This window comes from Terriglobia bacterium, assembly GCA_020073205.1.
Classification (GTDB): domain Bacteria; phylum Acidobacteriota; class Polarisedimenticolia; order Polarisedimenticolales; family JAIQFR01; genus JAIQFR01.
Map to the genome: position 1 here is coordinate 1 of JAIQFR010000064.1, position 18,928 is coordinate 18,928.

General features: G+C 67.7%; 17 protein-coding genes. 16 read left to right on the plus strand and 1 reads right to left on the minus strand.

Annotated features, from left to right (window positions below):
* On the plus strand, nt 1–1,399 hold a 1,399-nt coding region (locus tag LAO51_13385; GenBank protein MBZ5639733.1), incomplete at its 5' end, for a hypothetical protein.
* Between the two features lie 52 nt (nt 1,400–1,451).
* Here LAO51_13385 and LAO51_13390 read toward each other — a convergent pair.
* Nucleotides 1,452–1,925, minus strand: coding sequence for a DoxX family protein (locus tag LAO51_13390; protein MBZ5639734.1), 474 nt, complete (start codon nt 1,923–1,925; stop codon nt 1,452–1,454).
* Nucleotides 1,926–2,120: 195 nt separating this feature from the next.
* Here LAO51_13390 and LAO51_13395 point away from each other — a divergent pair, with 195 nt between their 5' ends.
* The 15 genes from LAO51_13395 (at nt 2,121) to LAO51_13465 (ending at nt 18,908) form a co-directional block, all read left to right on the plus strand.
* On the plus strand, nt 2,121–2,519 hold the full coding sequence (locus LAO51_13395) for a DUF134 domain-containing protein (GenBank protein ID MBZ5639735.1): 399 nt from the start codon (nt 2,121–2,123) through the stop codon (nt 2,517–2,519).
* 60 nt (nt 2,520–2,579) lie between these two features.
* Nucleotides 2,580–2,951 carry a diguanylate cyclase gene (locus LAO51_13400; GenBank protein ID MBZ5639736.1) on the plus strand — a complete coding sequence of 124 codons (372 nt, stop codon included), beginning with the start codon at nt 2,580–2,582 and terminating at the stop codon, nt 2,949–2,951.
* A 20-nt stretch (nt 2,952–2,971) separates the two neighbouring features.
* Nucleotides 2,972–3,514 carry a tRNA (N6-threonylcarbamoyladenosine(37)-N6)-methyltransferase TrmO gene (gene tsaA, locus LAO51_13405; GenBank protein MBZ5639737.1) on the plus strand — a complete coding sequence of 181 codons (543 nt, stop codon included), beginning with the start codon at nt 2,972–2,974 and terminating at the stop codon, nt 3,512–3,514.
* Entirely contained in the window at nt 3,511–4,701 is a 1,191-nt protein-coding gene (locus LAO51_13410; GenBank protein ID MBZ5639738.1) for a PLP-dependent aspartate aminotransferase family protein, read from the plus strand. Before tsaA ends, LAO51_13410 begins: the two co-directional genes overlap by 4 nt.
* A gap of 767 nt (nt 4,702–5,468) precedes the next feature.
* Nucleotides 5,469–7,919, plus strand: coding sequence for a plasma-membrane proton-efflux P-type ATPase (locus LAO51_13415; GenBank protein MBZ5639739.1), 2,451 nt, complete (start codon nt 5,469–5,471; stop codon nt 7,917–7,919).
* A 237-nt stretch (nt 7,920–8,156) separates the two neighbouring features.
* Nucleotides 8,157–8,447, plus strand: coding sequence for a hypothetical protein (locus LAO51_13420; protein MBZ5639740.1), 291 nt, complete (start codon nt 8,157–8,159; stop codon nt 8,445–8,447).
* Nucleotides 8,448–8,915, plus strand: a complete 468-nt coding sequence (locus LAO51_13425; protein MBZ5639741.1) for a PaaI family thioesterase — start codon at nt 8,448–8,450, stop codon at nt 8,913–8,915.
* 187 nt (nt 8,916–9,102) lie between these two features.
* On the plus strand, nt 9,103–9,318 hold the full coding sequence (locus LAO51_13430; protein MBZ5639742.1) for a DUF2892 domain-containing protein: 216 nt from the start codon (nt 9,103–9,105) through the stop codon (nt 9,316–9,318).
* A 185-nt stretch (nt 9,319–9,503) separates the two neighbouring features.
* Nucleotides 9,504–12,683, plus strand: coding sequence for a hypothetical protein (locus tag LAO51_13435; protein MBZ5639743.1), 3,180 nt, complete (start codon nt 9,504–9,506; stop codon nt 12,681–12,683).
* Nucleotides 12,680–13,333 carry a response regulator transcription factor gene (locus tag LAO51_13440; GenBank protein ID MBZ5639744.1) on the plus strand — a complete coding sequence of 218 codons (654 nt, stop codon included), beginning with the start codon at nt 12,680–12,682 and terminating at the stop codon, nt 13,331–13,333. Before LAO51_13435 ends, LAO51_13440 begins: the two co-directional genes overlap by 4 nt.
* Before the next feature lie 175 nt (nt 13,334–13,508).
* The gene (locus LAO51_13445) at nt 13,509–13,964 is read left to right on the plus strand and encodes a response regulator transcription factor (GenBank protein MBZ5639745.1); all 456 of its coding nucleotides are present in this window, start codon (nt 13,509–13,511) and stop codon (nt 13,962–13,964) included.
* Between the two features lie 123 nt (nt 13,965–14,087).
* Nucleotides 14,088–14,774, plus strand: coding sequence for a hypothetical protein (locus LAO51_13450; protein ID MBZ5639746.1), 687 nt, complete (start codon nt 14,088–14,090; stop codon nt 14,772–14,774).
* Nucleotides 14,771–17,164 carry a hypothetical protein gene (locus LAO51_13455; protein MBZ5639747.1) on the plus strand — a complete coding sequence of 798 codons (2,394 nt, stop codon included), beginning with the start codon at nt 14,771–14,773 and terminating at the stop codon, nt 17,162–17,164. The genes LAO51_13450 and LAO51_13455 overlap by 4 nt, the downstream gene beginning before the upstream one ends.
* 208 nt (nt 17,165–17,372) lie before the next feature.
* Nucleotides 17,373–17,996: a DUF1579 domain-containing protein gene (locus tag LAO51_13460; protein MBZ5639748.1), complete on the plus strand. Its 624-nt coding sequence runs from the start codon at nt 17,373–17,375 to the stop codon at nt 17,994–17,996.
* 96 nt (nt 17,997–18,092) lie between these two features.
* On the plus strand, nt 18,093–18,908 hold the full coding sequence (locus LAO51_13465) for a cytochrome c (protein MBZ5639749.1): 816 nt from the start codon (nt 18,093–18,095) through the stop codon (nt 18,906–18,908).
* Nucleotides 18,909–18,928 lie beyond the last annotated feature (20 nt).

Consider the following 18,928-nt stretch of genomic DNA (forward strand, 5'->3'; position numbering starts at 1 on the left):
CTGGACGCCCGCCTCGGCGAGCTGCCCGCTAACCCCGAAATTGAAGTACAACATCTTCCGGGGGACCGTGCCCGACTTCGTGCCCTCGCCGGCGAACCGGATCGCCACCTGCATCCTCGGTCCGAGCTCCTACCTCGACACCGCCGGCCTCTCGAGCGGCGTCACCTATTACTACGTGGTGCGCGCGGAGGACGAGAGCACCGGCAACGGCGGCGAGTGCGGCGGGGGCAACGAGGACGCGAACGCGGTGGTCGCCCCGGGGACCGCGTTCGGCTCCGGGCTGCAGGTTTCGCCCGGCACTTGGACCGACGGCGGCGGCGACGGCACCGCATTCCTGCAGCTCAACGCAGCCGGCGACGGAAACTCCGGCGATCGGGTGTGGCGCGTGGTCAGGACTTCGGACGACGCGGGCGCCAACCATACCCCGGGCGGAGCCTACGCGTACCGCAATGCCGGGCCCGGTGCGGCCAGCACCTACGCCCCCAACGAGTGCGCGGAGATGCAGTCGCCGCCCCTGACCGTCGGGGCCGCGAGCGTCGACTTGAAGTACTGGGAGCGACACCAGATCGAGTACCACTGGGATGGCGTCGCGGTCGAGTACTCGGTCAACGGCGGCGCGTGGACGGACGCCCCGCCGCCGAGCAACGACACGGGCGCGGGGTGCGCGTCCTCGGACGACACGTCGGGCTGGGAGGCGATGAGCTGCACGCAGGACCCGCCGATCAACGGCTGCGGCTATCCGGACACGGAGACGGCGTTCACCGGCCCGCTGGGAAGCGGCACCACGTGCAACGACTGGGCTACCGGCGGCACCGTCACCGCTTACGCGCACCGGTGCCACCCCATCTCCGGCCTGACGCCGGGTGATTCGATCCGGTTCCGGTGGCGCTTCTCCTCCGACCCGGGAGCGGAGTACGCGGGCTTCTACCTCGACGACGTCGCGGTCACCGGCGTCCTCCTCCCCAACGCCTGCGTCCCTGACCTCTGCGGCGGGCAGTCCGACGGGATGGCGTGCGACGACGGCAACGCCTGCACCACCGGCGACGCCTGCGGCGGCGGCGCCTGCCTGCCGGGCGTTCCGGTGCCGCCGCCGGCGGAGGTCGCCGGACTCGGGGTCGACGGCTCCGCGGGGACGACGCTGTCGTGGCCGGCCCTCGCCGGAAGCGTGGTGTACGACGTCGCGGGCTCGACGCTCTCCGATCTCCGCTCGAACGGCACGACGACGGCGACCTGTCTTTCCAACGACGCCGCGGCCGCGAGCTTCCTCGACGGTCGTCCCGATCCGCCGAGCGGTGACGGCTACTACTACCTGGTTCGCGCCCAGAGCGCGTGCGGCTCGGGGACGTACGGCTTCGATTCCGCGTCGGTGGAGCGCACGCCGGCGGCCGGGTGCCCCTGAGCGGCGAGGAGCGCCTTCGTCCGTGAGCGCGTCGGCGCGCTCTTGATCGGGATCAGGATCCCGTGCCCGAGCGGCTCGGACCACTCGCGCCGGACGCGTCGCGCGGTGCCGCGCGCTCGCCTCGCCTCGCGTCCAGGCTCCAGGGTCCTCCCCCGGCGGCCGAGAAGTAGAGCCAGACGAAGCAGTAGAGGGCGGCGTCGACGCCACCGTTCATCACGGGCCAGAAGCTCTTGGGGAAGTGGAACTGGAAGTACGCCACCGCCATCTCACCGGCCAGGACGAACGCGACGGGACGCGTGAAGAGGCCGACGAGGAGCAGCGCGCCGCCGAGCGTCTCGAGAACGCCTCCGATCCAGATCTGGGACATCGGCGGGGCGGTTCCGCCATCCGGGGGCATGCCGGACGGGAACGCGAAGAGGATCGTCGTGCCGGCCAGCAGGAACATGAACGCGGCCACGATGCGGAGCGCGCTCCGAAGGTACGGGCCCCAGGCCGACCACCTCGCGACGAGTTTCCGTGCGCTCATGATGCTCCTCCTTCTTTCGGAGCAGGGCGACCCGCGCCTCGGGCCGGTTCCCTCTCCCTCCCCGCGTTGCCACCCATCAAGATGATCGTCCCATCGGTCGCCACCCGCATCCCGGCGCCGGGCTCGGCCGGCTCGTTCGGGGGTGGGTGTTGCGATTTATGAACTTATGTTCATAATAGAGACGGAGGAGGAGAGGTGCCGAGACCTTGTTGCCCCCGCCGGGTCGCCGGCCGTCCGGCGGTATCGATCTTCGAGCCGATCCGCATCCCCGTGGATCAGCTCGAGGAGGTCGTCATGACGCTGGACGAGTTCGAGGCGATCCGGCTCGCGGACCTCGAGGGCCATTATCAGGAGCAGGCCGCCGCGGCCATGCGCGTATCGAGGCCCACGTTCAGCAGGATCGTCGAGTCGGCCCACCGCAAGGTCGCCGACGTCCTCGTGCACGGGAAAGCGCTCCGGATCGAAGGCGGTCCCGTTCACCTCGGCTCCCGCCGATGCTGCCGGTTGCACGACGGGGCCGACCGTGAGGCCGATGGCGATCTCCGCGTCTGGCCCGCATGTCCGCATCCTCCCGCGGGATCGAAGACGCGATGAAACGCTTTCAGCGCCCGCAATCCGCGCGCGAGAGAGTCTTCGAGTAAAGGAGACGTCGAAATGAACATCTGCATTCCTGTCACGGAGGACCAGGGCGCCCAGAGCTCGGTGAGCGCGCATTTCGGCTCGGCGCCGCTCTACATGATCGTGGACACCGACAGCGGCGCCTGCCGCGCGGTCCCGAACCGCAACGTCCATCACGGCCACGGCATGTGCGCGCCGCTCGCCGCCCTCGCGGGAGAGAGCATCGACGGGATGGTCGTTGGCGGCATCGGGATGGGCGCACTAGCGAAACTCGGGGCGGCGGGCGTCCGTGTGTTCCGATCCGAGCACGAGACCGTCGAGAAGACCGTGGCCGCGTTCAGGACCGGCAAGCTCGAGACGATGTCGCCGGACATGGCCTGCGCCCGCCACGGCCACGGTCAGCCGTAGCGCGGCGGAGGTAGGGATCGATGGGTACCCGCCGGAAGTCTGCCCGCTCCGCCATCGGTTGTCACGCGATTGGCACGATACGGACGGGCTTCACCCGCGCCGCAGGGACACCGGTCCAGCCCGTGTTCGCCCGAGACGCCCGCGGAGAGGTCGTCGTGGACGAGCGCTACGCCACCGCGCTTGACGACGTCGACGGGTTCGAGCGTGTGTGGTTGATCTACTGGATGGACCGTGCGGGGCCATTCGCGGCGAGGGTGGTCCCCTTTCGCGACACGCGCGAGCACGGACTTTTCTCCACGCGATCACCCGTCCGCCCGAACCCCATAGGACTATCGGCGGTCCGCCTGCTGCGGCGCGACGGATGCGTCCTGCACGTGGCCGACGTGGACGTGCTCGACGGCACGCCGCTCCTCGACATCAAGCCGTACGTCCCCGAGTTCGACGCCCACCCGGCATCGAAGGCGGGGTGGCTCGAGGTGGCCCGAATGGGCATGGAGACCGCCGACGACCGTTTCCACGGCGGCCTCTGCGAGCTGACCAATTCACCGAGGAAGAACCGATGAACACAAAGCAACTGGGATTCAGCTCGAAGTTGGTGCACGCCGGCGCCCCCGAGGATGCGCTCGGGAGCGCGGTGACTCCCATCTACCAGACGTCCACGTTCCACTTCAACAGCGCGCAGGACGGAGCCGATCGCTTCGCGGGCCGCTCGGACGGGTTCATTTACACGCGACTCGGGAACCCGACGATCCGCGCGCTCGAGAACTGCGTCGCCGAGATCGAGGAAGGTGCCGGCGCGGTCGCGACCAGCTCCGGCATGGCCGCGGTCACGACCGCCTACCTTTCCCTCCTCGGGAGCGGCGACCACCTCGTCAGCACGGCTTCGGTTTACGGGCCCACGCGGACCTTGATGGAGAAGCACCTTTCGAGGTTCGGTGTCTCGGCCAGCTACGTGGACACGTCGGATCTCGGCCTCGTGCGCTCCGCGCTCCGGCCGGAAACTAAGATGCTCTACGTCGAGACCCCCTCCAACCCGCTGATGCAGATCACCGACCTCAAAGCCATCGCCGCCCTGGCCCACGAGCGCGGCGCGATGCTGGTGGTCGACAGCACCTTCGCCTCTCCGTTCCTCCAGAAGCCCCTCACGCGGGGCGCCGACGTCGTCCTTCACTCCGTAACGAAGTTCATCAACGGCCATGCAGACGTCGTGGGCGGGGTGCTGATCGCGCGCGAAGACGCCGTTTACCGGCGCCTGCGCGAGGTGATGATTCTCAGCGGCTGCAACATGGACCCGCACCAAGCCTTCCTGGTGCACCGCGGGATCAAGACGTTGTCGCTTCGCATCGAGCGGGCCCAGGCCAGCGCCTTGGAAATCGCGCGATGGCTCGAGCGGCGCGACGACGTTCGATGGGTCCGCTACCCCGGCCTCCCGTCGCATCCGCAGCACGCCTTGGCTCGCGAGCAGATGAGTGGCCCCGGCGCCATCATCAGCTTCGAGTTGGTCGGCGGGTTCGAGGCCGGCAAGAACCTCATGAACCGGGTCAAGCTCGCGCTCCTCGCAGTCTCCCTGGGAGGCGTCGAGTCGCTGATCGAGCACCCGGCCTCGATGACCCACGCCGGGGTCTCGAAGAGCGAGCGCGAGGCCGCCGGGATCACGGACGGCCTCGTGCGGTACTCGGTGGGCATCGAAGACGTCCGCGACCTCATTGAGGATCTGCGGCAGGGGCTGGAGGGACCGCCGCAGGGATAAATCACCTGGCGGTCCAAGGGCGAATCGTCTCCGGTTAGAACAAATGACTAGGTTGCGAGCCTTGGGTCGAAGGTTCGTTCGAACCATGGGCATGGCTTCCGAAAGAGACGCGAGAGGTCGTCGTCTCGTCGCGGTCAGAGAGTGCATTCTCAACCAGAACGCGCGAGACGAAGGAGCCGCGGCGTCCGCAGCCATGAATTTGGACGTTCTTCGCCTGTGCAACAAATACGAGGTGGGCATTCTGCAGATGCCTTGCCCCGAAATCGCGCTCTCGGGATTCGCGAGAGAAGGACCGTCGGGAAAGTCGATTCGAGACGCTCTCAATACGGACGAAGGCCGCAAGTGTTGCGGACGAATCAGCGTGGGGATTGCCGACCGTTTGGAGGAGTACGTTCGTAAGGATTACGAGGTACTGGCCATTCTGGGGGGGGGATCCCGAGAGTCCTGGGTGCGCGGTGCACAACGGACGCTCCGGCCTTCTGGCCACTTCGGGTGTTCTGATGCGCGAGCTCCAGGACGAGCTGCGCAAGAGAAGCATCGAAGTGCCCTTCAGTGGCATTCGAGATTGTGATCCGACCATGATGGTGGAAGACATCGCGTGGCTGGAAGGGGTGTTGTCAAGAGGGGTGACGTAGGTCTCCTCGTTCCAGCCCAGCTCGACCACACTTTCGCGTGTACGGTGTGGAATCCCATCGCCGCGACCGGCGAAGCTGCGTTGCGGCGATCGAATTGCCAATTCATACTCACGTCTTGTGAATATCCGACGCTTGAAGCCGGAAACGGCGAAGGCGCCCCACATCGCTTCCGTGCCGGTCCCCGACACGCTCGCGGCGCTCCACGTGAACCCCGAGACCGGGCTCACGTACGCCGAGGTGGAGATTCGCCGGAAGGAGCACGGCTACAACGAAGTGGCCGAACACAAGGGGCACCCGTTCCTCCTGTTTCTCGCCAAGTTCTGGGGCCTGTCAGCGTGGATGCTCGAGCTGATCATGGTCCTGTCGGCGGTGCTCAGGAAGTTTTCGGATCTCGCCGTGGTGGGGGCGCTGCTGGTCGTCAACGCCGTGTTGAGCTTCATGCAGGAGCATCGGGCCGCCGGCGTCGTGGAAACGCTGCGGCGCCGATTGCAGGTCAGTGCGCGCGTCCGGCGCGAGGCGAGATGGCAGATCATTCCCGCACGGGATCTTGTCCCGGGCGATATCGTTCGCGTGCGCCCGGGCGACATCATTCCAGCGGATGTCAAGCTCCTGACCGGAGCGCTGAGCGTCGACCAGTCGGCTCTCACGGGCGAGTCGAAGGACGCCGACAAGGTGCTCGGCGGCGTGCTCTCGTCAGGGTCCGTCGTCCGCCGGGGCGAAGGCAACGGCGTCGTCATGCTGACCGGGGCGAAGACCTACTTTGGCCGCACCACGGAGCTCGTGCAGGAGGCGCGACCGAAACTCCACATCGAAGCGGTGGTGGCCAAGGTCGTCCGCTGGCTCTTCGTCATCGTCGGCGCGCTGCTTTGCGTGGTGATCGTGCTGTCTCTGATCCGCGGCACGCCGCTCCTGGAGATGGTTCCACTCATGCTCGTTCTGTTGATGAGCGCGGTGCCGGTCGCTCTCCCCGTCATGTTCACGGTCAGCATGGCCGTCGGGTCGAAGGAGTTGACGAAGCGCGGCGTGCTGGTGACGCGCCTCAGCGCTGCGGAGGATGCCGCGACGATGGATGTGCTCTGCGTGGACAAGACGGGCACGATCACGATGAACCAACTGGCCGTTGCCGCCGTGATCCCGCTGGAGAACGCGAGGGAATCCGACGTGCTGTTCGCCGGCGCACTCGCGTCGCAAGAAGCCAACCAGGATCCGATCGACGTGGCGTTCCTTGCCGCGGCGAAAGAGCGGCACGCCTTCGACGGCGTGCCTGCGGTCGCGCCAGTCTCGTTCGCGCCGTTTGATGCAACTAACCGACGGACGGAAGCCGTCGTCGAACAGAACGGGCAGCGACTGCGCGTGATGAAAGGCGCCGTGCGGACCGTCGCCCAGGTCTGCGGACTCCAGCCCCCGGCGATCGAGGCGCTGGAGGCGCGAGTCGGCGAATCGGCCCTGAAGGGATATCGGACGCTGGCGGTGGCACGCGGCCCCGAGACCGGCACCCCCGCAATGCTCGGATTGGTGACCTTGTATGATCCGCCTCGACCGGACGCCAAGCAGCTCATCGCCACACTCCACGGCCTCGGCGTTCCGGTGAAAATGCTCACCGGCGACGCGCTGGCGGTGGCCAGTGAAATCGCGCACGGAGTCGGGTTGCCCAATATCCGACGTGTGGCGGACCTGAAATCCGCGGACGCTCAGGCCGGCAACGAGGCGGTGGACCTGTTGGCGGGCGCCGATGGTTTCGCTGAGGTGTATCCGGAGGACAAATACATCGTGGTGCAGCACCTACAGGCCGCGGGGCACGTGACCGGCATGACGGGTGACGGCGTCAACGATGCGCCCGCGCTGCGCCAGGCCGAAGTGGGCATCGCCGTCAGCACCGCGACCGACGTCGCCAAGGGCGCTGCCAGCGTCGTCCTGACCGAACCTGGCCTGACGAACATCGTGACGTTGGTCGAACAAGGGCGAACCATCTACCAGCGCATCTTGACTTGGATCATCAACAAGATCAGCCGGACGATCCTGAAGGCGGCCTTCGTGGCCCTGGCCTTCGTCGTGACCGGCAAGTTCGTCGTCTCCGCCTTCGCGATGCTGCTGCTGGTCTTCATGACGGACTTCGCGAAGATCGCCCTTGCCACCGATTGCGTTCGACCGTCCAAGAAACCGGAAACGTGGAACATCGGGGGCTTCATCACGGTGTCCGTGGTGCTGGGCGTCGCGATGGTCGCGGAGGCGCTCCTCCTCTTGAGCATCGGCTGGTCACGTTTCGGATTGGCGACGAGCGACAGTGCCCTCTACACCTTCAGCTTCCTGACGCTGCTTTACTTTGCCGCATTCTCCATCGTGTCCGCGCGGGAGCGCCGCTGGTTCTGGGCGACGATGCCCAGCAAGACCCTCGTGGCTGCCCTCATGGCGGATGCGTTCACGGGCACCGTTCTGACGTTCGTGGGACTCCCGGGACTCCTGCCATTACCTTGGTGGCAAACGCTTGCGATTTTCGCCTATGCGATGGTCTCTTGCCTTGTCGTGAACGACGCCGTGAAGGTCGCGATGATCAAATGGCGCGTTCCGACGGCGGCAGCCTAGGGCGATGGAACTGCTTTCCATCGGCACGAGTCACGAGAGCATCTCGACGGCGGAGACGTGTCGATACGGCACGCACGCGTATCCGGCGTCCTGGGAATTGCATCCCTGCAATGAGCGAGGGACGGCGGATGCGGAAGAGCCCGCGTGACGCCTCGTTGGGCTAGCGCTGGCTTCGCTTCCGCTCCCAGGCGCACCGCTCGACCTGGCGGACGCTCCGCCCCTCGAGGAGGAACGGCCGTGAAGCTGCTGGTGATCTTCTGCTCGGGGTCGAGGATCGACGCGGTGCGCCGGCTCGTGGAGACTCGCGGCGCGCAAGGGTTCACCGAGATTCCCGAGGCGCTCGGCGCCGGGGCGACGGGACGGCATCTGGGCACGCGAGCCTATCCCGGGACCTCGGCAACGATCCTCACCGCCGTCGAGGCGGGAAAGGCGGACGAGTTGGTGGAGGCGCTGCGGGAGTTGTCGAGGACCTGCACCGTCGACGAGGGGATCCGCGTGCTCGTCCTGCCGGTGGAACGGATGATCTAGATGAACGACGACGCGTTTCAGGATTACTACCCGGACGACGTCAGCCATTGTTACGGCTGTGGTCGCCTCAAGCGGGACGGGCTCCGCATCAGGAGCTACTGGGACGGAGACGAGACCGTTTGCACCTTCGAGCCTCGGAGCTGCCACACGGCGATTCCGGGTTACGTCTACGGAGGTCTCATCGCATCGCTGATCGACTGCCACGGCACCGGAACGGCGGCCGCGGTCGCGTACCGCACCCAGGGGCGCGCGATGGACTCCGAGCCGCCACTCCGATTCCTGACCGCGTCTCTCCAGGTCGACTGCCTTCGCCCGACGCCGCTCGGCGTGCCGCTCCAGGTCCGCGCTCGGGTCGAGGAGTTGAAGGGACGCAAGGTCACGGTAATCTCCACCGTGTCCGCGAACGGTGAAGTTTGCGCGCGCGGCCGGGTGGTGGCCGTCCAGATGCCCGAGGGTATGCTGGACTGAAAGGGACCGCGGGTGCGCCGGCCGCCATTCCGCCGACCGAGCATCGGCCGGTGCGTCAAGTTCGCTGCGATCAGATTTTCTTGGTGACCTTTCGGGATCGATCGACTCTAATCGCTTCGTCCCCGCCGGCCGCGACGGCCCGGCGGCAACGGCCCCGGACCCGCCGTGGCCGAAAGGAGAGTCTCTCATGACCCGCTTCTTCGTGACGAACGAGCATCCCATCGAGCGCGGGGCGCGGATCCTGGTCGGTCTCGGGCTTTTGGCGATCGCGTTCTTTGGGCCCAAGACCCCGTGGGGATTCATCGGTGTCCTCCCGCTGCTGACGGGCGCGTCCGGAACGTGCCCGCTTTACTCCCTGCTCGGCGTTTCCACCTGCCCGGCCAGGTCGCGGAAAGCGTCTTAGGCTCTTAGGCGAAGAGGCGAGCCTGGGCGCTCCGGATGCTCGGGGACGCTTCCCTCCCCGGGCCAGCGCTGCGCACGTTCGCGTGAAACGCGGCCGGAGCGGCCTCCCCTTTTGACATCGCGTGAGCCCGGAGCATAGGCTGGGGCGTGATTTCAGGAAGGGATGTCCCGACAGCCGCCCCGGCGATGATCCTCGTGGCCCTGCTCTCGGGCGGCCTCCCCGCCGCCCGAGCGGTCGATCCCCACTTCGAGCGCGTGGGGGCCGACGCCGCCCCCCGCCTGGAGATCGTCACGACCATCTATCAGGATCGGAGCGGGTTCATCTGGCTGGGCTCGCGCGAAGGGCTCACCCTGTACGACGGAAACGCGTTCACGCTCTTCGAGCACGACGCGGCCGACCCGAACTCGATCGCCGACAACGCGATTCGCACGCTCTACGAGGACCGACGAGGCAACCTCTGGGCCGGGACGAACACCGGCGGGCTCGATCGCCTCGACCTCGCGACCCGCGCCTTCCATCACTTCCGCCACGATGCCGACGACCCCTCGTCCCTGAGCTACGACAGCGTTTACGCGATCGTCGAGGACCGGGACGGAGTCCTCTGGGTCGGAACCCAGCGCGGGCTCAACCGTCTCGACCCGACGACCGGGAGATTCCAGCGGTTCCTGGCCGATGCGTCCCGGCCCGGCACACTCGGAGGCGACTACGTGACCTGCCTCTTGGTGGATCGCTCCGAGCGCCTTTGGGTCGGCACGCTGGGGGGAGGCCTGGGCCTCTACGACCGGGCAACCGGCCGGTTCACCGTTTACCGGCACAGCGACGCCCGGCCTGCCTCACTGGGCGACGACGCCGTCTTCGCGCTTCTCGAGGATGATTCGGGCGGCATCTGGGTGGGAACCAATTCGGGCCTGGACCTCATGGATGCCGCCACGGGCCGGTTCCGCCATTTCCGTCACGACGCCAAGGATCCCGCCAGCCTGAGCTACCCGCTGGTGACGTCGCTCGCCTCGGGTCCGCCGGGGAGGATCTGGGTCGGCACTTACGGGGGAGGACTGAACGAGCACGACGTCGCGACCGGTACGTTCCGGACGTTCCGGCGTGATGCGCCGGAGGGCACAGGCCCCAGCGACGACAAGGTGATCTCCCTCCTGACCGACCGCGGCGGAACGCTGTGGATCGGCACTTGGGGAGGTGGTCTCACCCGTCTTCGACGGTCCGCCCTCCAGTTCGCGTCGGCGTCTGCGAAGGTCCCGGCTCCCGCCGGCCTCGCGGACCTCGACGTGAGCAGTCTCGGCCGCGACCCGCAGGACGGAGTCTGGATCGGGACGGGCACGGGGCAGTTGCTGAGATTCGACGCGGCAGACGGATCCTGGAGACGCTTCCTCGGCGACGCGAAGGTGGCCATCCTCGGCATCACCTGGACGCGGGACGGAGGCATCTGCGCAGGAACGACCAGGGGGCTCGTTCGTCTCGATCCGAGAACGGGCAAGACCCGGCTCCTCCACTACGACCCCCACGATGCCACGAGCCTCGGTCCGGGGTACGTCAAGACCATCCTCGAGGACCGGGAGGGGCGACTCTGGGTCGGCACCGGCGAGGGGGGACTGCAGAGGCTGGACCCGGGAGGCCGGGTCATCGAGCGGTTTCGCCCTCGGGCGAACGAGCCCTCATCCCTGAGCGACGACTACATCACGGCGCTCCTCGAGGATCGCCGCGGCACGCTCTGGGTCGGGACGCGCTCGGGGGGCGTCAACGCGCTCGACCCTCGGACGAACCGCGCGGTTCGCTACCAGCCCGTCCCGGGACGGACCGACGGCATCAGTCACCACACGGTCACCTCGATCCTCGAGGATTCGAGGGGTCGGCTCTGGATCGGAACGGCCGGCGGCGGGCTGAACCGCGTCGAGACGACGGCCGGTGGGGAGCGAGCGCGTTTCGCGCGGTTCACGACCGCCGAGGGGCTGGCCGACAACAACGTGATGGCAATCCTCGAAGACGATGACGGCAGCCTCTGGCTCAGCACGAAGGGCGGACTCTCGCGGTTCGATCCGGCGACGGGAGCGTTCTCGAACTTCCTCGTGGCCGACGGTCTCCCGTCGGTCGAATTCGAGCCCGGGTCCGCGATCAGGGTCGGCTCCACCCTCTACTTCGGAACGGTGAAGTGGCTCGCCGCCGTGGCCGCCGGGACCCCCTTCCCCCGCGCCGACACCTCCCCGACCGTGATCACGTCGCTTCGCGGCGCGACCTCCGAGCTGAAGGGAGAGCGGCCCGCCTGGGGCCTCGAGCACCTCGAGGTTCCTTACGGCGACTGGCTTTCCCTCGAGCTCGCCGTGCTCGACTACAGCTCCGAGCAGAGGCACGCCTACGCCTACCGGCTGGGTGAGGCGCGCGCCGACTGGGTGAGCCTGGGGGGACGCCGGGCGATCACCTTCACCGACCTGGCGCCCGGGACGTACGAGTTCTCGGCGAAAGGACGCAACTACCAAGGGATGTGGAGCGAGACGGCGCATCCTCTGAGGATCACGGTCGTCCCTCCGTTCTGGATGACCCTGTGGTTCCGCGCCTGCGTCGTGCTCGGAGTCGTCGGCTCGGCGGTCCTCATGCACCGGGTACGCACCGCGGCCCTCAAGAAGCGGAACCGCGAGCTGCTCGAGCTGCACGAGCAGAACGAGCGCGCGCGCGAGGACCTCAACCGCGCCTACGAGAGGCTCCGGCTCCTCGCAAGGCGCCTCGAGGTCGCCAAGGAGGAGGAGCGCAAGAGCATCGCACGTGAGCTGCACGACGAGCTGGGACCGACCCTGACCGCCGTCGTCATCAACCTGCAGCTCCTCAAGGACTCCTCGGATCCCGAGCGGAGAGCCCGGAGGATCGCGGACACCGTGGAGATCGTGGACAGGATGGTCCAGAGGGTCCGTGACCTCTCCCTCGACCTCCGCCCGCCGCTGCTGGACGAGATGGGGCTCGTGACGGCCCTGCGCGGGTATCTCGAGACCCAGGCCGAGCGGTCGGGCGTCGAGATCGAGGTCCGCGGGGACGGGATCGTGGAAGGACTCCCTCCCGAGGTCGAGATCGTCGCCTTCCGGGTCGTGCAGGAGGCGGTGACGAACGTGCTCCGCCACGCGGGAGCGAGCCGCGTCGTCGTGGCCGTCGAGCGCGTGGGCGAGCGTCTCCTCGTCTCCGTCGAGGACGACGGAAAGGGATTCGACACGAAGGGCAGATTGGAGACGGCCGCCACGGGCAAGGCCCTGGGGCTCCTGGGCATGCAGGAGAGGGTGCGCATGCTGGACGGCGAGTTCGAGATCGAGTCCGTGCCCGGCAAGGGGACGCACGTCCGAGCGAGCCTCCCGCTGGAGGCGGTCGCGTGAGCGCCGTGAGGATTCTCCTCGCCGACGACCACACGCTCGTGCGCGCGGGGATCCGGTCGCTCCTGGAGTCGGTGGGGGGCCTCGAGGTCGTCGCCGAATCGGGAGACGGGCGCGAGGCGCTCGAGCTGATCATCCGGCACCGTCCCGACGTCGCCCTCCTCGACATCGGAATGCCCGGACTGAGCGGGATCGAGGTGGCGCGGCGCGCTTCCCAGGAATCCCCGCGCACGCGGGTCATCATTCTGTCGATGCACGCCGACGCGACCTACGTGCGCCAGGCGATGCGCGCGGGCGTCGCGGGCTACCTTCTCAAGGGCGCTGCGGTGGCCGAGCTGCCGCTCGCCGTGCAGTCGGTGATGCGCGGAGAGAAGTACCTCACCCCCCGGATCTCGCAGACGATCGTGGACGGCTTCCTGCGGGAGGGGCGGGACGAGGCCGGTCCGCTGGAAGGACTGACCGACCGGCAGCGGGAGATCCTGCAGCTCATCGCCGAGGGGAAATCCACCAAGGAGATCGCCCAGGTTCTCGACCTGAGCGTCAAGACGGTCGAAACCCACCGCATGAGGATCATGGAGCGGCTGGCCATCCGCGACGTCCCCGGCCTGGTCCGTTTCGCCATCCGCGCCGGCCTCGTCTCCTCGAACGAGTAGCCCCCCGACCGACCCCGACCAGGGGATTCTTCCGAGGGACGGGGGGAGTTTTCCCCTGTTTGTCAGGGAATCCCCGATGGTCCCGCTTCGTGCGTCGTCGAATACTGGTCGCGACATCGTTCCTGTCCCGCGACCGCGGGCCGAGGGGCGCGGATCGAGCGGAGTGGGAGAGCTCATGACGGCCGATGCCCGGTTGCTTCTGGTCGACGGAAACGACGATTTCCTGGACGGGCTCTCGGCCTGGATCGCCGCGTGCCGCGGCTTCCAGGTGGTCGGGGTGGCTCATTCGGCGAACGAGGCCTTCGAGCGGATCGACCTCTTGGCGCCGGACATGGTCCTGATGGACGTGACGCTGCCGGACATGAACGGGCTCGACGCCACGCGCCGGATCAAGTCGCGAGCCGGCGCCCCCCTCGTCATCCTCATGACCTTTCTCGACAGCGGCGCGGCCCGCGCGGAGGCCAAGGCGGCGGGCGCCGACGGGTGCCTGTCGAAGTCCGAGATCACCGGCGAGTTCTCGAGGGTCGTCGGGACGCTCTGGCGGCTGCGCCTCGGTCGCCCGGGGTGGAGCGGAGCGGTTCCCGGAGTGGCCCACCCGAATCCGGGAAAGAAGCGCGAGATCGAGGAATGAACCCGCGAGTCAACGAAACCAGATATCGATCGACCCGGGGAGCAGGCCGGCGCCGTCGCGTCGACGGCGGGGCTCTCGCCGAGGCGCTCGAGCACGAGAGAAAGAGAGAAGGAGGAGGAGTTCATGAGACAGAGACGCGTTCCCATCGCCGCGGCGCTTCTCGCGCTCGGCGGGGTGTGGCTCGCCTCGCCACCGAGCCAGGCCCTGAACACGAAGCAGTTGAACCTGGCCGACATGGTCCGGCAGTCCGCAGAGATCGTCTCCGGAACGGTCACGGCGGTGGACCAGGGGATCGACCAGCGCGGATTGCCCTACACGCAGGTTCAGGTGAAGGTCGCCGAGACGATCCGGGGCACCGCCGTCCCTACCCTCACGTTCCGCCAGTTCGGCCTCCAAACGGCGCAGCCTGCCGCCGACGGCCGCAAGTTCCTCGGCCTCGTGGCCGGGATGCCTCGCTACGCGAAGGGTGATCAGGTGTTCCTGTTCCTCTCGCAGCCCTCGACGATCGGACTCCGCACCACCGTCGGCCTCGAGCAGGGGCGATTCGCGCTCCGCGGCGGGAACCTCTACAACGGCGCGAACAACGCCGGACTGTTCCGGGGCGTGGACCTGGCGAAGGCGCGCCTCAACGTCAACGAGAAGTCCATGGTCGCCACGCAGCAGGGAGCAGTCCATGGCGACACCTTCCTCGGCCTCGTCCGCCGCGCGGTGAGCGAGAAATGGTGGGACACGCCGCCCGAGGCGCCCAAGCCGCCCGTCGCGACTCGGCCCCAGGTCAGGGTGGTCAAGGAAGGAGGGCTGGCCCAATGAAAGACCGGAAGACGATCAGGACCCTTGCCATGCTCACCGTGGTGGCGGCGCTTGCCTGCGCGACGGCCTTCGCGGGTGGCCCCCTCGCCATCTTCGATCCCGCCACCAAGACTCCCTATTCCTGGCCGGGCGCCAACGCGCCGGTGTACACGGACCTCGGCGCGCTCGGCCAGCTCACCAATGCCCAGGCGAATGCGATGGTGCAATTCTCGATCAATCAGTGGAACGCGGTCCCCACGTCCTCGTTCACGGGCGCGATCGCCGGCGATTTCGCCTCGATCGGCCTGCCGGACATCGACGCATCGAACGTCGGCCTCGTCCTCGGCCCCTGGAACGGCGGCGGCGTCCACATCGTTTACGACGCGGACGGATCGATCACGGATTCGATCTTCGGCCCCTACTCGGGCGTTCTCGGGTTCACGACCATCGAGTACGTCGGCGACGCCCACCCGGACATCCTCGAAGTCACCATGATCCTGAGCGGCAGCTCCGTTCCCGAACCGCCCACGAGCGCGAGCGTCGCCTCCCAGCAATTCGCCGGGGTGGTGACCCACGAGTTCGGGCACGCCATCAACCTGGCTCACAGCCAGACGAACGGTCAGATCATCCTCTACTACGATCCGTGGTCGGGCCCTGCCGGGTGCGATACGCCGTACGCCGGCTTCCCCTCGAGCAACGACATCGACACGATGTACCCTTTCACCAACCTCAGCCAGACCGGCATCGCCGAGTCCACTGTGGACGTCACCGACGACAAATCCGCGCTTTCCGACATCTATCCCGGCGCCGGCTGGCCCGCCGCCTACCCGTCCATCCGCGGGACGATCTACGTCCCAGAGCGCGCGAACACGCCCCAGAGGACCGCCTTCACGGGCGCCAACATCATCGCCCGCAACGTCGCGAACCCGTGGATGGACGCGATCTCGGCGATCTCCGGCGACTTCTCGCAGGGGATGGCAGGACCCGACGGCGCCTACGCGTTCCACGGCCTGACGCCGGGGGCCTCCTACGTGGTGTACGTCGATGGCGTCTTGTATGGCGCCTTCTCCACCCCCTACCGCACGGTGTTGCCGGGTCCCGAGGAGTACTGGAACGGCGCTGCCGAGTCCGGTGACGGCGTGACCGACGACCGGTGCGCCTGGCAGGCGATCCACCTCACCGCCGGCAGTGCCGCCATCGCCGACGTGACGTTCAACAAGTTCAAGGGCGCCCCCGAGCTCATCCCGATCGATCTGCCCAACTCGAGCATCGCCGAGCTCTCCGGCGACGGGCAGGTGGCCATCGGTTACAGCGACTTGGGCTTGATCCGCTGGACTCCCTCGGGGACCGACATCATCGGTGGCGACTACCGCTCTCCGCAGATGGCCATCTCCCGCGACGGCCGGACCCTCGTCGCCAGCACGTCGGACGCGGACGGAAACGTGGTCGCCGGGATCTGGATGGGCGGGCAAGACTGGATGGGCCTGGGTGGCCTCCCCGGCGGCAGCTCGTGCGATGGGGACCTGTCGAGCGGCTGGGGAGTCTCCGACGACCGGACCGTGGTCGGCCTGGGCTGGCTCGGCTGCACGTCCACCAGCGGGTTCCGGTGGACGAGCGCCACCGGTATGACGAGCCTCGGCAACCTCGGTAGCGCCGATTTCGGCGCCAGTCGTGCGGACAGGATCTCCGCGGATGCCTCGACCATCGTCGGGTGGGACCGGGACGACACCGGGTTCTGGCGCGGCGCCATCTGGCACCATGGCCAGGAGTCGATCGTCCACCAGCCTCCGGCGCTCTGCTGCGACGGGGACGGTTGCCTCCTCGACACGGTCGGCGAAGCCGGAGCGGTCAATCCCGACGGGTCGATCGTCCTCGGCGATTACTACTCGGTCCCTCGCGTCTACGAGGATCCCTTTAGCGGCGATGTCTACCACTACTGCGACTCGGTCCCCTGGAGGCTCGACCCTGGCACCGGGCTCGCCGAGCCGATCGGGGGTTACCTCCCCGATTTCGGCCTCACGACGCACGCGTTCGACCTGAGTGACGACGGCGGGGTCCTCGTAGGCCGCGCCGATCCATTCGACTGGGGCGCCAGCGTCCCCCTCATCTGGACGGCTCCCACGGGCTGGATGGACTTCCAGGGGTTCCTGGCCTCGCAGGGGACCCTCGCGAGCGACTGGCTGCTGTTGACCGCCGGCACGGTCTCGGCGGACGGGACCGTCGTGGGAGGGTGGGGTTACTCCCCCTTCTCGCGCCAGGGATGGATCGTGAACATGCCGAAGGTCGTGATCTGCCACGCACCGAAGGGGAACCCGTCGAACAAGAGGACGATCGATGTCGCGTGGCCCGGCGGTCTTGCCGACCACCTGGCCCACGGGGACACGATCGGCCTTTGCGGTAACGGCCAGTAACCTGCCCCCACGGGGGAATCCCCCCTGCCCCGAAGGCCGGCGGACCGGACCCTCACGCTCCGGCCCGCCGGCCCTCTTTCTTCCCGGACCCCTGGTTCAGGGCGTCTTCACCCGGCGACCCGTCTCCCCGGAATCGGTTCGGATCGTTTACAATGATCGGCGAATCAACGTGGGGATCGATCCGTTCTCGAACGATCAGGAGGGATTCATGAGCGCAAGGCAGATCTCGTCTCGAATGGCGCTGTGCGCCGTCGCGGCGCTTCTCGTATCCGCGGCCGTCCTCGCCGCCCCGCCGGCCAAGAAGCCCGCGGCCAAGCCGGCGATGGACGAGAAGGCGATGATGGAGATTTACATGAAGGCGGCGACTCCCGGACCCGAGCACCAGGAGATGGCCAAGATGGCCGGGGACTGGAAGCTCGACGTGACCTCGTGGCCGGCCCCCGGTGCCCCGCCGCAGAAGAGCGTGGCCACCGCGAAGTTCGAGCCGCTCCTGGGCGGGCGATTCATGCAGCAGCGAGTGCAGGGCGACATGGGAGGCCAGCCGTTCGAAGGGATCGGCTACGAGGGGTTCGACAACGTGAGCAAGGAGCACTTCGGCGTGTGGATCGACAGCATGGGCACCGGCACGATGCTGACGCGCGGGAAGTGCCCCGCCGGGGCGAAGACCTGCACCATGACCGGCAGCATGAACGATCCGATCTCGGGCAAGCCGACCAAGGTGCGTGAGGTCGTCACGCGCAAGGACGACAACAGCTTCACGTTCGACATGTACGGACCCGACCCGACCGGGAAGGAGTTCCGCATGATGGAGATCGCGTACACGCGGCAGTGATCGGCAGGCTCGCGTCGCCCTGACGGGCCGGGGCGGAACGCCTCTCGGCCCGTCAGGGACGCGCGGCCGGGACGCTCTTGGAGGAATCTCGAGAGCATGAAGCCTCGTGGACTCTCGGCGCTCGCACTGCTCGCGACCTCGCTGTCGGCCGTCGCCGCCCCTCCCCCCGAATCGACTTCGCTCCAGATCGTTCTTCCCGACCGTCACATCTCGGTGACGTTGGATGAGCTGAGAGCCAGGCTCACCGTGGTCACCGTGACGGTCGACGATCCGGTCTATCGTTCCCGGAAGACGTACGACGGTTTCGACCTCAGGGACGTGTTGGCGTTGGCCGGCCCGCTACCGCCGGATGCCGACGAGCTGGTGTTCCAAGCCAAGGACGGGTATGCGCCGGTGGCCCCCGCCTCTGCGCTCAAGGAGCACCGAGCGATCCTCGCCTTCAGGGTGCACGGGCAATCGCGGGATTGGGAGCCGGTCCCGCAAGGAAAGGCGATGATCTCGCCCGGCCCCTATTACGTGGTCTGGGAGGAAGGCAAGAACCTCCCCGAATCCCTGCCGTGGCCTTACCAGCTCGTGGGAATCGAGGCCGTGAGCTTCGCCAGGGCCTACGACCGTCTCTTTCCCAAAGGGGTCGCGGATCAGAGTCCCGTCAAGCGAGGGTTCCTCAGGTTCAAGGACGACTGCATCCGCTGCCACTCGATCAACCTCCAGGGGGGCGATCTGGGTCCGGAGCTCAACACGCCGAAGAGCATCCTCGAGTACTGGGATCCCAAGACCGCCCGGAAGTTCATCCGCAGCCCGTCGAGCTTCAGGGCTCGGAGCAAGATGCCACCGTTCACTCGGCTGACGGAGTCGGACCTGGACGACCTGTTCGCGTACCTGGACTTCATGAAGGCGCACAAGACGCCGTAGATCGCCGGCCTACGCCCGGG